Annotated in this window: 9 protein-coding genes; 7 read left to right on the top strand and 2 right to left on the bottom strand. The window is 64.3% G+C overall.

Annotated elements, in window-relative coordinates; genetic code table 11:
* Positions 1 to 120: 120 nt before the first annotated feature.
* The 4 genes from HGI30_RS15510 to HGI30_RS15495 all read left to right on the top strand — a co-directional run bounded on the left by HGI30_RS15510 (position 121) and on the right by HGI30_RS15495 (position 8,765).
* A complete protein-coding gene (locus HGI30_RS15510; protein ID WP_168908386.1) occupies positions 121 to 2,289 on the top strand; it encodes a methyl-accepting chemotaxis protein in 2,169 nt (722 codons plus the stop codon).
* 185 nt (positions 2,290 to 2,474) lie between these two features.
* A complete protein-coding gene (locus HGI30_RS15505) occupies positions 2,475 to 4,625 on the top strand; it encodes a methyl-accepting chemotaxis protein (RefSeq protein ID WP_168908385.1) in 2,151 nt (716 codons plus the stop codon).
* 125 nt (positions 4,626 to 4,750) lie between these two features.
* Positions 4,751 to 6,598, top strand: a complete 1,848-nt coding sequence (locus HGI30_RS15500) for a peptidoglycan D,D-transpeptidase FtsI family protein (protein WP_168908384.1) — start codon at positions 4,751 to 4,753, stop codon at positions 6,596 to 6,598.
* An 88-nt stretch (positions 6,599 to 6,686) separates the two neighbouring features.
* Positions 6,687 to 8,765 carry a methyl-accepting chemotaxis protein gene (locus HGI30_RS15495; RefSeq protein WP_168908383.1) on the top strand — a complete coding sequence of 693 codons (2,079 nt, stop codon included), beginning with the start codon at positions 6,687 to 6,689 and terminating at the stop codon, positions 8,763 to 8,765.
* Positions 8,766 to 8,852: 87 nt separating this feature from the next.
* Here the strand turns inward: HGI30_RS15495 and HGI30_RS15490 are convergent, their stop codons facing one another.
* Positions 8,853 to 9,959, bottom strand: a complete 1,107-nt coding sequence (locus HGI30_RS15490; protein ID WP_168908382.1) for an AI-2E family transporter — start codon at positions 9,957 to 9,959, stop codon at positions 8,853 to 8,855.
* 157 nt (positions 9,960 to 10,116) lie between these two features.
* Here HGI30_RS15490 and HGI30_RS15485 point away from each other — a divergent pair, with 157 nt between their 5' ends.
* The 3 genes from HGI30_RS15485 (at position 10,117) to HGI30_RS15475 (ending at position 13,208) form a co-directional block, all read left to right on the top strand.
* Positions 10,117 to 11,532: a polysaccharide deacetylase family protein gene (locus HGI30_RS15485; protein WP_168908381.1), complete on the top strand. Its 1,416-nt coding sequence runs from the start codon at positions 10,117 to 10,119 to the stop codon at positions 11,530 to 11,532.
* Between the two features lie 117 nt (positions 11,533 to 11,649).
* On the top strand, positions 11,650 to 12,225 hold the full coding sequence (locus HGI30_RS15480; protein WP_168908380.1) for an RNA polymerase sigma factor: 576 nt from the start codon (positions 11,650 to 11,652) through the stop codon (positions 12,223 to 12,225).
* Positions 12,222 to 13,208: an anti-sigma factor gene (locus HGI30_RS15475; protein WP_168908379.1), complete on the top strand. Its 987-nt coding sequence runs from the start codon at positions 12,222 to 12,224 to the stop codon at positions 13,206 to 13,208. Before HGI30_RS15480 ends, HGI30_RS15475 begins: the two co-directional genes overlap by 4 nt.
* 80 nt (positions 13,209 to 13,288) lie before the next feature.
* Here HGI30_RS15475 and ilvD read toward each other — a convergent pair whose 3' ends face one another.
* Entirely contained in the window at positions 13,289 to 14,974 is a 1,686-nt protein-coding gene (ilvD, locus tag HGI30_RS15470; RefSeq protein WP_235680150.1) for a dihydroxy-acid dehydratase, read from the bottom strand.
* Between the last annotated feature and the right edge of the window lie 2 nt (positions 14,975 to 14,976).

The raw sequence follows: 14,976 nt of genomic DNA, 5'->3' as shown, positions 1-14,976 counted from the left end.
AGGAATTAATACCCATAATAATTCATGAAAATAAAGCTGACATAGGCATAATGGACCCTCACGGACGATCCGATACAAGTGGAAACGAGGAATTCAGCAAACGGATGGAGTGTGGCTGTGATGCGGAATGGATGGAAGGATCGATGGGAGCGGGCGACGAGACGAAACAAGCCGGAGGCAAGGCGCGGGCAAGGAGCTGACGGCGCCGAACGGAATCTCGAAGGAGCGGAGAGCCCTCCGCCTGCTTCATCCGGCGCGCGGCGGACGCTTCCGATCGGGCTCAAGCTGTTCCTGACGGTCTTCGCCAGCATTCTTGCCTGCGTGCTCGCGATGGGCCAGCTGTCCTATGGCATTTCCAAGTCGATCATCGAGCAGCAAGCGACGGATTCGTCCAGCCGCACCTTGAAGCAGCTGGCCGAGAAGCTCGAGCTCGTCTTCGGCAAATACAACGATATCGCCGTTCAGTTCGTCTCGGATACGACGCTGCAGAACATGATAGGCAGCACGCTGTACGCCGACGACGAGATCACGCTCGAAAAAGCGCAGCGGGAGCTGAACAACAAAATTCAGAGCATGGTCATCGGCTTGTCGGGCGTCGAGAACCTGAACCTCATCCCGCTCCGGGAAAACCTCGGCAGCAAGGTGCTCGGGACAGGCGCTCTCGACAGGGCCGAGCTGGAGAAGCAGGAGTGGTACCGGACGGCGATCAAGACCGAAAACAAGTCGGTCTGGATTCCGACGCAGCCGTCCGGATTCCAAGGCGGCGGGAAGCCGTCGGTCGGCCTGGTGCGCGCGCTGCGGGAGCCGGGGGGCACGGACGCGGTCTATCTGCTGCTCGTCGAGATTCAAGATACCGCGCTGCAGGATCAGCTCAAGGGGGCTGAGCTGGGCGAAGGGAGCGCCGTCTCGATTTTGGACGGCGAGGATCGGGTGCTCTTGGACAGCGCCGGCCGGGAAGCGATCGGCAAGCCGGCGCGGGTCGAGGTGGCGGCCGAGGCGGCAGTCCGGCCGAGCGGATCGCTCCACAAGGAAGAGGCAAGCGGGGAAGCGCTGGCGATCTACGAGCGCTTGCCGTCCAACGGCTGGATCTTGACGGGGGTGCTTCCGGTCGATCTGCTCGTGAAGGAAGCGGACGCGATCTACCGGCTGACGTTCATCGTCTCGGCCGCGGCGGCCTTGCTGGCCGCTCTCATCGGCTTGTTCGTCATGCGGCTCGTCGGGCTCCCGCTGCAGCGGCTGCGCAGCCTCATGCAGCGAGGCCGCGAAGGCGACCTGACGGTGCGGGCGCAGCCGCGCGGCGGCGATGTGATCGGCCAGACGGAAACGAGCTTCAACGAGATGATGGCGCAGATTACGGAGCTGGTCCGGCAAGCTCGCGGGAGCTCGGATCAGGTGCTCGGCACGGCGGGCGAGCTCGGAGGCGCCTCCCGGCGAACGGCTGAGGCGGCCAAGGAGATCGCGACCGCCTCGGAGGAGATTGCCGGCGGCGCGGCCAGCCTGGCCGGGGATGCCGAGCGCGGAAGCGATCTGACGCTGGAGATGAGCCGCGGGATGGAGCAGCTGCGGCGCAGCAACAGCCAGATGGGCGAGACGGCAGCGCGGGTCGAGGCTTCCAGCCGCCGAGGGGCCGACTACATGACGCAGCTGGTCGAGAAGACGGCGCATACGGAATCGGCGACAAGCCTGATGGCCGGGCAGGTCGAATCGCTGCAGGAGAGCACCCGCTCCATCCGCCAGATCATGGACGTGCTCGGAGGCGTCGCCAAGCAGACGAACATCCTTTCTCTCAATGCGTCCATCGAGGCGGCTCGCGCGGGAGCGGCCGGCAAGGGCTTCATGGTCGTGGCGGCGGAAATTCGGCAGCTGTCGGAGCAGAGCCGGCAGTCGATCGCGCTGGTCGAGACGATCATCGGACGGATCCAGCAGCAGATCGCGGAGACGGCTTCCTCGATCGGCGAGGCCAAGCCGATGTTCCAGCAGCAGATCCACTCCGTCAAGGAGACGAGCCTCATTTTCCAGGAGGTGCAAGGCCGGATGGGCGATTTCGCCGATTGCCTGAACCGCGTGGGCGAGTCGGTCGACCTGCTCGACGGCGTCCACGCCCAGCTGAGCGAGGCGATGTCCAGCGTAAGCGCCGTATCCCAGCAGGCGTCGGCTACTTCCGAGGAGGTGGCATCGCTCACTCAGGAGCAGCAGGGCGTCAGCGAAGGTCTCGTCGAGCTGTCCTCGAGGCTCGAGGGCGTCTCGCGCTCGCTGCAGGCGGCGCTCGCGCGCTTCCGGACCGATTGATGCGAAGCGTTCCATCCGGCGAATCCGCCGGACGGAACGCTTTTTTGCTTGGGAAAAAACTAGGGCTGGAACGACTTGTCAAGAGTCGGCAGCCTTGTTTATTTTTAAAATCGATTAAACTTCGCTCAAGCATATTCCGATATGGATAGGGACAAGCGTTCATGAAAAGAGGATGGTGTAATCAGATGCAGAATCCGTTCCAGCGCCGTCTGCGGAAATCCGGTCCGGATGACGGAAGCAGCGCGGAGCCGACCGTTCCCCGGCAGTCCTACGGCACTGCGGCAGAAGCGAGGGCAGGCGTTCGCAATCCCTTTCATCTGCTGAGCGTCAGGCTGTTCCTCATCGTCTTCGTCAGCATCGTAGCTTGTGTCGCGATCGTCGGCACGCTCAGCTTCCAGATTTCCAAGGGCGTCATCGAAAAGAAGGTGACCGCCGCCTCCGAGGAGACGATCGAGCAGATCAGAGGGAAGCTGGATCTGATCCTGGGCAACTACGAGAACTTCTCGATCCAGTTCATCACGGACAAGTCGCTGCAGGACCATGTCTCGGCGCTCGGCAGCAAATCCTCGGACGAGTACGCGCTGTTCGAGAATCAGCGGGCGATGACGAACAAGCTGACGTCCATGGCGATGTCCAACGCGGACGTCATGAACGTCAACTACATTCCGATCAACACCGAGAAGTACGGGACGAACGTGCTCGGGACCGGCAATTTGAAGCGGGAAACCGTCGCGGACGCGGCTTGGTTCAAGCAGACGGTCGAGCTCGGCGGCAAGACGCTGTGGATTCCGATCCAGGAGAACGGATTCCAGGGCAACGACCAGCCGTCGTTCGGAATTGCGCGGTTCATCCGCGATACGACCGGGACCGGCGCTTACGTGCTGCTGATCGAGCTCAAGGCCACGGTGCTCGGCGAGCAGCTCCAGAACATTCAGATCGGCGAGGAAAGCCGCATCCGCCTGCTCGGCAGCGACAACACGATCTTGATCGACAACGTCGAGACGGGCATGCAAGGCCAGAAATCCATCATCGACTTCAGCCAAAGCGGCGGGTCGGACGTCTCGGGCAGCTTCGTCACGAACAGCAACGTTGGCGAGGTGCTGGCGGTGTATCGGAATCTGGATAAGGTCGACTGGAAGGTGCTCGGCATGATTCCGACCGCCGAGCTCGTGCGCGACGCCAAGGAGATCGAGCGCATGACCTGGCTGATCGCCGGAGCGGCCGCCCTGCTCGCGATTCTCGTCGGTGTCTACGTCATCGCAAGCGTCGGCAGGCCGCTCCAGAAGCTGCGCAACCTGATGGCGGAGGCGAGGGAAGGCGACCTGACCGTGCGCTCGGACAACCGCTCCCGCAACGAGATCGGCCAATTGTCCGAAAGCTTCAACGATATGCTCGGGCAGATTACCGAGCTCGTCGGACAGACGAGGGACAACTCGCAGCTCGTCCTGCGGACGGCTGCCGACGTCGGCGAGGCCTCGCGCCGCACGGCAGGCGCGGCGCGGGAGATCGCGGTCGCCACGGAGGAGATCGCCGGCGGAGCGACGAGCCTGGCGATGGAGGCCGAGCGCGGCAGCGATCTGGCCGGCAGCATGGATCACAGCATGCGCCAGGTCAAGACGATGAGCGACGGGATGCGGCAGTCGGCCGAGCAGGTCGACCAGGCGAGCCGCCAAGGCACGGAGCATATGGCCTCGATGATCCGCAAGACGGCGGAGACCGAGCAGATGGTCCGCTCCATGACGGAAAAGGTCGGACGCCTGCAGGAGAGCACCCGCTCGATCCGCAGCATCCTGGAGATGCTGGGCAGCGTCGCCAAGCAGACGAACATCCTCTCCCTCAACGCGTCGATCGAAGCCGCCCGGGCCGGAGAGGCCGGACGAGGCTTCATGGTCGTCGCCGGAGAGATCCGCCAGCTGGCGGAGCAGTCGCGGGAGTCGATCGGCAGGGTCGAGTCCATCACGACGACGATCCAGACGGAGATCGAGGAAACGGTCGAGGCGCTCGGCCAAGCGCAGCCGGTATTCCAGGAGCAGATCAGCTCCGTCAAGGAAGCGAACGGCATCTTCCACGAGGTGCAGGCCCGCATGAACGCGCTGGCCGCCAGCCTGGAGAACGTCGCGGAATCGATCCGCCTGCTCGACGAGTCGCAGCTGCAGATCGGGTCGGCGATGGGCAGCGTCAGCGCGGTGGCCGAGCAGTCGTCCGCCACCTCGGAGGAGGTCGCTTCCCTCAGCAGCGAGCAGCTTGGCGTCAGCGAGAACCTCGTCTCGCTTTCCGGGCAGCTGGAGCAGGTATCCCGGTCGCTCGAGCGATCGCTTGACCGCTTCAAGGTTTAGCTGCTCCCGATACAGCCCCGCCGGTTGCGGCGGGGCTTCTTTTGCGTGTAGCGGCCGAGCAACAGGGGAATAATGGATGCAGACCCAGTCGCGTCCGCGATTGCGGAAACGAAGGAGGAACGGCCATGTCCGGTGTCCGCTTAAAGACAGCTGCCGCGCTGCTCGCGGCGCTGCTGCTCGTCGCCCTGCTGCGCCTCGGCTGGATCATGCTGTGGCCGTGGAGTCCCGCATCGCCCGCCCGGCATGCCACCGCCTCCGAAACCTCGGTGCGGCAGCGCAGCCATCGACTGCTGCTCGATGCGGGAAGAGGCGATTTTGTCGACCGCTCCGGTCTGCCCTTGACCGGCTTCGCTTATGAGGCACTGGCGATATTCCCGTATCCGGCCGGCAAGCCCCGGGGCAGCGGCAGGGACATGACCGAGCTGGCGAGGACGCTGCAGGTCGGCGCGGAGGAGCTGCGGCGGGCTCTCGAGGATTGGCGCGAGCCCGGCTTCTGGATGGACCGGCACAGCGGCCTGCCGCTGCGGCTCGACGCCCGGCAGCAGTCGGAGCTGGCCGGCTTGAAGCTGGAGGGCGTGGCAATGCTGCCGTATCGCTCTCGCCGCGATCCCGCTGCCGCGCCGATCCAGGCGATCGGTTATGTGAGCGAGAATCCGGAACGCATCGCGGCCGCCTATGGCAAGCGGCTGGCCGAAGGCTCGGCCAGCCTGCGGGATGCTACGGGCGGAGGCGGGCTCGAGCTGTCGCTCGATGCGCTGCTCCGTGGGACAGGGCCGATCTACGCCAGCTCTATGACCGACGCGCGCGGACTTCCGCTCAAAGGGCTCGGCCTGACGGTGAATCGGCCGTCCAACCCGAATTATCCGCTCCAGGTGCGGACAACGCTCAGCCTGCCGCTGCAGCAGGAGCTTCAGCGCTATGCGGGCCTCTCGGGCCTTGAAAAAGGCGCGATCGTCGTCCTTGATGCGGGCAGCGCGGACATTCTGGCGATGGTCTCCATGCCGGAGATGGGGCCGCCGAGCGCGGGAGCGGCCGCCTTTTACGAAGGAGCGGCCAACCGGGCGGTGCGGGCCCAGGCTCCCGGCTCCATCTTCAAGCTCGTCACGGAAGCGGCGGCGCTGGAGGCCGGCGTCGCCGACGCGAAGGAGGAATTCGTCTGCGACGGCGAATACGGCCATCATGGCCTCTCCTGCTGGAAGGAAGGCGGCCATGGCCGCCTGACGCTGCAGCAGGGCCTCGCGCAATCCTGCAACATCGTCTTTGCTTCGTTGGCCGAGCGTCTGCAGCCGAGCCAGCTGGCCCGGATGGCCGACAAGCTCGGCCTCGGCCGGAAAATCGGCTGGCAGCTGGCGGACGGGCGGAGCGAGGGGGCTTTGCGCGGACCGCTGCGGCTGATCGGGGAAGAAGAAGCGGGAACGGTGTTCGGCGAGGCAGCCTCCTGGGACCGGACCCGGCTGCTGCGCAGCGGCAAGCTGGCCCGCAGCGGAATCGGACAGGAAGACGTGCGGATGACTCCGCTGCAGGCCGCGAACCTGATGGCGACGATCGTCAACGGCGGCCAGGTGGCGGAGCCGATGCTCGTCAAGGAAATCGCCTATGCGGGTGGCCAGCGGCTCGCGCGGCTGCGCGCCCACCGCTCCCCGTCCCCGTATGGGCGCATCTCTCCGCGTGTCGCCGCCTTGTTGCGCGACGGAATGGAGCAGGTCGTCGAGTCCGGCACGGGGAGCAGGCTGCACGGATCGTCCTGGCGGCTGGCCGGCAAGTCGGGCACGGCGGAGAGCGGCCGCATCGGCGCGGGCAACAGCCAGTGGTTCGTCGGCTACGGCCCGGCGGACCGTCCGCGCTATGCCGTCGCCGTGCTCGCGGAGGAACGCCCGGAAGGCAGTCCGAATCTTGCGGCGCGGCTGTTCGGCGGCGTCATGGACCGGATCGCCGCTTGGGAAGCTTCCGCCGGCGCGTCGCAGCAACCGTAAAAAATGAAGCGATTGTTAATTCAATTTCCTTCTCCATGTTCCGATAGGTATAAAGATGGATCTATTTCGGAACTGGAGACGATTTCATATGAATTCTTTTCGCACAAAGCGCTTCCTGCAGCCATTCCGCCTCATCAGCGTCAAGCTGTTCCTCATCATCTTCGTCAGCATCGTGGCCTGCGTGATCGCCATGGGCTTCCTCTCCTACGGCATCGCCAAGTCGATCGTCGAGCGCAAGGTGACGGAGGCGACCGTCGAGACGGCTCATCAGGTCAGGCAGCGGCTCGACATCGCGCTGGACGATTATCTGCGCTTTTCGATGCAGTTCCTGACGGACAAAATCGTCCAGGACTCCGTCGGCGAGCTGATGTTCGCGCAAGGAGAAGAGGATGCGTTCACCCGCTTCAAGTCCCAGCGTACGCTCTATGACCGCATCGTCTCGATGGTGATGGCCAACAAGACGGTTCGGCACATCAGCTTCATCCCGATCGATGATCGGCTGGAGACCGGCGTTGTCGGCACCGGGTCCATCCAGACGGAGGACGTGCAGGGAGAAGCCTGGCTGCAAGAGGCGATCGGACGGGACGGCCAGACGTACTGGACTCCTTACCAGCCGGAAGGCTTCGGCGGCGGCGGACAGCCGTCGATCGGCCTCGCCCGGGTCATCAAGTCGATTTCGGGAGATCCCGCTTATCTGATGCTGCTGGAGCTGGAGGCGGACGCGATCCGCAGCCAGCTGGACGGCATCAGCCTGGGGGTCGGCGGCGAGATCAGCCTGGTCGACGCCTATGGGGTCGTGCTCTCGGACTCGAACGGCGGCCGGACGGTGGGACAACCGAGCCCGTTGCAGCTGAAGGGCTCCGAGGTGCCGGTCCACTACTGGATCGGCTCGCAGCTGACGATCGAGGACCGGCTCGAGAACAGTCCCTGGACCGTGGCGGCCTGGGTTCCCGGAGAAGAGCTCGTCCGGGATGCCAGAGTCATCTATGTCATGGCGGTCTGGGTCGCGGTCGGCGCCGCCCTGCTGGCGGTTCTGGTCGGAGCGTTCGTCGTCTGGAGAGTCGCGAGGCCGCTCCGCCAGCTGCAAGGCCTCATGCAGCAGGGCAAGGACGGCCGGCTGTCGGTTCGGTCGCGGCATCGCTCCAAGGACGAGATCGGCCAGCTGGCCGCAAGCTTCAACGGCATGATGGAGCAGCTCGGACGGCTCGTCGGCGACACGAGAGGCTCGGCGGCCGAGCTGCTCGACACCGCCGGCCGGATGGCGGACCAGTCGCGCCGCACCGCCTCGTCGGCGCGGGAGATCGCGGCCGCGACGGACGAGATCGCGGCTGGCGCCTCCAGCCTGGCCGTCGAGGCCGAAAAGGGCGCCGAGCTGTCGGAGCGGATGGACGAAGGCATGCAGCGGATGAAGGTCAGCACCGAGGAGATGCGGACGTCGGCGGTCCAAGTGGAGACGGCCAGCCTCCAAGGAACGGGCCATATGGCCGAGATGCTGAGCAAGACGGAGGAAGCCGATCGGATCGTAGGCGACATCTCGGCCAAGATCGCGCTCCTGTCCGACCAGATGCGCTCGATTCGAGGCATCCTGGCGCTGCTTTCCGGCATCGCCAAGCAGACGAACATTTTATCGCTGAACGCATCGATCGAGGCGGCGCGGGCCGGCGAGGCCGGCAAAGGGTTCATCGTCGTCGCCGGCGAGGTCAGGGAGCTGGCCGACCAGTCCAAGGCCTCCATCCTCCAGGTCGAGGCGATTCTGTCCGCCCTGCAGGCCGAGGTGGCGGAAACGGTGGAGACGCTGGAGACGGCCCGTCCGGCGTTCCGGGAGCAGCTGGATTCGGTCCAGGAGGCGAACAGCCTGTTCCACGCGGCGCAGTCCCGGATGGAGCTGCTGACGGACAGCCTCGCGCGGGTCGACGAGGCGATCGCCGAGCTCGGCATCTCGCAGCTGCAGATCGGAGAGGCGATGACGAGCGTCAGCTCCGTCTCGGAGCAGTCGGCCGCGGCCTCCCAGCAGGTCGCTTCGCTCAGCGGCGAGCAGCTGGGCGTGAGCGACAGCCTCGTCGGCTTGTCCGCCCGTCTGGAAGAGGTCGCCTCGTCGCTGAGAGCCTCGCTGGAGCGCTTCCGGCTCGAGCAGGAGGCGGGCGCCTCCTCCGACGGGCAGGGCTGAGGAATGGACAACGTTCAAAGGGCCGCATCCGCTGTCGCGACGACAGCGGATGCGGCCCTTTTTGAGTGGTTGGCGGAAGAGGAGTCCTCAGCCCTTCTCCGCGAGCTCGACGTCGTATTCGTCCTTGGGAGGCGTGATCCAGCGTCGGAAGTAGCCTTGATCGTAAAGCGCCTTGACGAGGATGACGAGCACCGGAGAGAGGATGACGCCCGCGACGCCGAACAAGGACAGCGAGATGACCATGAAGGCCAGCATCGTGAAGGCGGAGACGCCGAGCGTGTCTCCGGTGATGAGCGGCTCGAGGATCTGCCTCGCGGCGACGATGACGAGGAACAGGATGCCGAGCCAGATCGCCAGATTGTAGTCTCCGACGATGAGCAGATAAGCGATCCAGGGGACGAACACGGTGCCGACGCCGAGCAGCGGCAGCACGTCGAACACGGCGGCGATGGCGGATATCGTCAGCGCGTTGTCGACGCCGAGCGCCAGCAGCGAGACGAAGATGACGATGAAGGTGATCGAGATGAGCTTGAGCTGGGCTTTGAGATAGCCGACGATGCCGGAAAAGACGTTTTCGCGGAGGAACAGGAAGGCTTTTTTGAACGTGCGGGGCGTCTTGCTGGAGGCGATCCGCTTCCAGTCGGCGATCTCGATGCTCAGGAAGTACGCGAGAATGACGCCGAGCACGAAGTTGAACATGAAGGTGGAAACCGAGTTCAGGTATCCGGCGGCCTTCAGCAGGAAGCTTTCCGCGACCTTTTGCCCCCAACGGGTCAAGGCGTCGATATAGTCCTGGATCTTGTCGACCGTATCCGGCGGCAGCGCGCTCGTCTTGTCCTTGAGCCAGATGGAGCCTTGGGCGAGCTGCTCCTGCAGGATCGCCTGGTACTGGGGCAGCTTGTGGGCGATCGAGTTCGCCTCGCGCACCATGATGTAGCCCGCGCCGAAGAAGAGGCCGAGCACGACGGCGGAGAACAGCAGAATCGAGAGCGCCGACGCGATCGACTTCTTGAGTCCGATCCGATGCAGCAGCCTTGCCAGCGGCTCGATGACGGCGAAGATGAGCAGCGACAGGAAGATCGGCGCCGCGATGGAGTAAAGGAAGCTGAACGCGAGCATAATGAGGTACACGGTCAGCGCGATCAGGCCGATATCGAACGCGGTGCGCCAATACTTGCGGTAAAACATCAGCATGAGGGAAGTCCGACTCCTTTGGTTGCATCATTTGGGAATGGATTCATATTTCCGATTTGATTGTACTATAGTTTTTAGAGATGCAGGCGGTTTTTTGAAACTCGTTTATGTTACAATGGGTGGTAGACTTCTAGAGAATATGGTGGGGAACAGAAACATGGAGAATTTGCTCGTCTGGGGATTCTACTTCCTATCGCTCTATGCGTTTATCCCAGGATTGATCAGCCGACTGTTCGGCTTTCGCGTCTTCAAGCGCGGAGTCGCGGACAAGGAGATCTCGCTCACCTTTGATGATGGTCCGGATCCCGTCTATACGCCCATGCTGCTTGATCTGCTCGCCAGGCACCGCGCCAAGGCGACTTTTTTTGTCGTCGGATCGCATGCGGAGCAGCATCCGGAATTGCTGCGGAGGATGAGGGACGAGGGGCATACGGTAGGCATCCACAATTACGTGCACAAGAGCAACTGGATCATGAGGCCCAAGGCCGTCCGGAAGCAGATCGCCCTGACGAGCGCGGTCATCGAGCAGGCGATCGGCGAGACGCCCGTCTTTTACCGGCCGCCGTGGGGAATCGTCAATCTGTTCGATTTTTCCAAGAAGGGACAGTACAAGATCGTGCTCTGGTCGGGCATATTCGGCGACTGGAAGGCCCATGACACGTCAGAGCGGCTGAAGCGCCGGCTGCTCAAGAAGCTCCGCCCGGGCGAGGTGATGCTGCTGCATGACTGCGGCCGCACGCTCGGAGCGGACGAGGATGCGCCGGCCCAGATGCTGGAGGCGCTGGAGGTGTACTTGCAGGAGGGCGGCCGCATGGGCTTCCGCTTCGTGACGGTGCCGAGGCTCATGGAGCTGACCGAGACCAACAAGGCGAAGCGGCCCGGTGCCTTCAACCGCCTGCTGGCGGGCGCCTGGCTCCAGTACGAGAAGCTGTTCCATCTCGTCTTTCGCTTGAAGCCGGTCAGCATCGAGAAAGGCGGCAAGCCGACGTTCCATTATCGCAAGGTCGCCTACAACGGACCGCCGATCGAGCTGAGGGAGGGCGTGCGCATCGTCAAGGGAGATCCCCTGGCCGAGATTCATCTCGACAACGAGATGCTCCGCAAAGCGGCGGTCCGCTCTTCTTCCCCGGTCGCCGTCATCGTCCGCCTCCTGCGCGAGATGGAGTCGGCTCTGCCGGCGGTGTCGGCCGCCGTGCTGAGCGATCCCGCGATGGACAAGGTCAAGGCGCTTTACGGAGTGACGATGATCCACAACGGAACCGACAAGCTGGGCTTTCAAGTGTTCGACCTCCCGGACAGCCTGTTCGCCAAAGCATCCCGCATTTATTTGAAGATTCTTTTCCGAATCCTTTCCGCCAAGCCCCGAGCCAAGTCGCGCAAGCCCCGTGGAGCGTCCTCCCGAGGCGAAGCCAAGACGATGTATCCGCGCATGCTCTTTCTCTCCCGCAGGGACATGGAGAGCTACACCAGCACGTCCGCCCCGGCTCCGCGCCGAGCGGTCGAGACGCAGCCCGAAGCTTCGCTGGCCGCTCTGGCGAGCGAGGCCGCGGCCGCTCCAAGCGTGCTCTCCTGATTGAATTGAAACTGCCAGCCGGTCGCCTTCGGGCGGCCGGCTTCTCGTTTTTCATGCGGCGGATTGGACTTTTGTCCCCTAGGGGATATGATAGATAGGAAGGAAGGAGAGGAACACATGACCGAGGCAGACTGGGAGGAGCATCTGATGCTTCAGATCGCCTCCCGGAGCAGCGATGCGCTGGAGCAGCTTTACGATCGCTATGAGAAGCCGTTGTACTCGTTCATCTATCGGATCGTCAAGGACAGCATGGCGGCGGAAGAGATTGTCCAGGAGCTGTTCCTCAAGCTTTGGAACCATGCCGAGGCGTATGTTTCGAACGGCCGCTCGGGAAAGGTCAGCACATGGATCTTTACGATGGCGCGCAACGGAGCGATCGACTGGCTGCGCAAGCGCGACCGCCGTCCGGCCGCCAGCGGCCAAGACGGCATGGATGAGCTGCGCGATCCGATCACGACGGAGCTGACCGTCGAGAATCGGATGATGGCGGAGCAGATGAGGCAGGCATTGTCGGGCCTCAGCCAAGAGCAGCAGCAGGTGATCGAATGGGTCTATTATGGCGGCTATACCCAGCAGGAAATCGCGGACAGGCACGACATCCCGCTCGGCACGGTAAAAAGTCGAATCCGCCTCGGCCTTCGCCAGCTGCGCACTCAGCTGGGCGAATCATGGAGGGGGGAGGTTCGATCATGAGGGAAGGACATGAGGGGGAAGAGCGCAAGCCATGCTCGGACATCGAGCTGTACGCGATGGGCTTGCTGGAAGGCGAGGAGCGCGAGCGGATGGAGCGGCATGTAGCCGGCTGCAGCGATTGCCGCCGGGAGCTGGAGCAGATCGAGGAGCTGCTCGGCCTGCTGCCGCTTGCCGCCGAACCGGCTGAGCCGCCGCGCGGCATGCGCGAGCGGGTGCTCGGCCAGGTGCTGGGCCGTCCTCGGGCGGAGCGCCTGGAGAACGAGCCGGACGATCGCTCCGAGCCGGCGCTGCCTCCCGACCTTTTGCTCCCAGTGCTCCAGGAGGAGGACGCTCGTCCGCATCCGCCGGCTCCACCGGAGGAGACGGCTGAGGAAGCGCCGGCTGCCGGCCGGGATCGGACCGAGCTTCCAGCCGGCCGCGCGAAGGCCGCGGGAGCTTCGGAGGAAGGCTTCGCGCGGAGAAGGAGATTCGCTGTCGGAGCGCTGGCAGGCGCGGCGGCGGTCATGCTGCTCGTGACCGGAGTGCTGGCCCAGCGCATGGACAGCCTCGGACGCGAGAACAAGCGGCTCTCGGCGGAGCTGCAAGCCTCGACGCAGACGCTCGACAGCACGCTGGAGCAGCTGCGCAAGACGGAGCAGCCCTCCGCCGGCGCGATGGTCAGTCAGATCGTCTCGCTGAAGCCGGTCAAGGATCTCGTGGCCAGAGGGCAAGCCTATCTCGTCGTGGACGATCGCGGCACCCATCTGATCGTGCAGGCGAGCCGGCTGCCGGAGCTGAAGGACGAGCAGGCGTACCAGGTGTGGCTCATCAAGGGCGACAAGCCGGTGAACGCCGGCACGTTCAAGCCGACAGGCAATGCCGGAGCGGTCACGTTCACGTTCCCCGGCGGCTCGTACGACCAAGTCGCCCTCACGCTGGAGCCGGATGCTTTCGGACAGGCGCCGCGCGGCGACGTCGTGCTCGCAGGAGCCCTCAAGACGTAGAGGGACGATTCGGCAGAGGTTGAAACCAAAAAGCTCCCCGGCGCATGGTGCGCCGGGGAGCTTTTGCTGTAGGGGACGGATTAGATTTTCATGACGCCGCCGGTGCTGGCGGAGGTGACCAGATGAGCGTAGCGGGCCAGGTAGCCCCGCTTGATCTTGAGCTCAAAGCCGGTCCATTCGGCGCGGCGCTTGGCCATCTCCTCGTCGCTGATCTCGAGCTGGATCGTGCGGTTGTTCATGTCGAGCTCGATGATGTCGCCGTCATGGACGAACGCGAGCGGTCCGCCGTCCGCCGCCTCGGGCGAGATGTGGCCGATGCTGATGCCGCGCGAAGCGCCCGAGAAGCGGCCGTCGGTGATGAGGCCGACCTTGGCGCCGAGGCCCATGCCGACGATCTGCGACGTCGGAGCGAGCATCTCCGGCATGCCGGGACCGCCCTTCGGCCCTTCGTAGCGGATGACGACGACATGGCCTTCCTTGACGAGTCCTTTGCTGAGACCCTCCAGGACCGCGTCCTGCGAGTCGAAGCAGATCGCCGGGCCGCGGTGGTAGCCGCCGACGGACTTGTCCACGGCGCCGACCTTGATGATCCCGCCGTCCGGAGCCAGGTTGCCGAACAGCACGGCCAGGCCGCCGCGCTCGGAGTGCGGATCGTCGATCGGGCGCACGACGTCGCGACGCTTGATTTCCGTGTCCTCGACGTTCTCGCGGATCGTCTTGCCGGTGACGGTCATGCACTCGGTATGCAGCGCGCCCGGCTTGTTGAGCAGCTCGCGCAGCACGGCGCTGACGCCGCCGGCCTCATGCACGTCCTCCATATGAAGGTCGGACGCCGGAGCAAGCTTGGACAGATGCGGCACGCGGTTGGCGACTTCGTTGATGCGGGCGATCGGGTACTCGATGCCGGCTTCATGCGCGATCGCGAGCGTATGGAGGACGGTATTGGTCGATCCGCCCATCGCCATGTCGAGCGCGAAGGCGTTGTCGATCGCCTCTGCCGTGACGATGTCGCGCGGACGCAGATCCATCTCGATCAGCTTCATGAGCTGGCGGGCGGACTCCCGGACGAATTCCTTGCGCTCTTCCGCTACGGCCAGGATGGAGCCGTTGCCCGGGAGGGCGATGCCGAGCGCCTCGGCGAGGCAGTTCATCGAGTTGGCGGTGAACATGCCGGAGCAGGAGCCGCAGGTCGGACAGCCGAACTGCTCGAGCTCGGTCAGGCCGACCTCGTCGATCTTGCCAGCCATGAACTGGCCGACGCCCTCGAACACGCTCGTCAGCGAGATGGCGCGGCCGTCGCTCGTGCGGCCGGCCTTCATCGGGCCGCCGCTCACCATGATGGACGGGATGTTGACGCGGAGCATGCCCATCATCATGCCGGGCGTGATCTTGTCGCAGTTGGGGATGCACACCATGCCGTCGAACCAGTGGGCGTTGACGACCGTCTCGACGGAGTCGGCGATGATCTCGCGGCTCGCCAGCGAGTAGCGCATGCCGATGTGGCCCATGGCGATGCCGTCGTCGACGCCGATCGTATTGAACTCGAACGGCACGCCGCCCGCCTCGCGGATCGCTTCCTTGACGACCTTGCCGAATTCCTGCAGGTGGACGTGGCCGGGGATGATGTCGATATAGGAATTGCATACGGCAATGAACGGCTTGTCGAAGTCCTCTTCCTTGACGCCGGCGGCGCGCAGCAGGCTGCGGTGCGGGGCTCGGTCGAAGCCTTTTTTGATCATGTCAGAACGCATCTTCTTCGGTGCCATGC

The sequence above is a fragment of the Paenibacillus albicereus genome (assembly GCF_012676905.1).
GTDB classification, from domain to species: Bacteria; Bacillota; Bacilli; order Paenibacillales; family Paenibacillaceae; genus Paenibacillus_O; species Paenibacillus_O albicereus.
The sequence above is the reverse complement of the archived record's forward strand: the minus strand, read 5'-3'. Positions and strand labels throughout refer to the sequence as shown.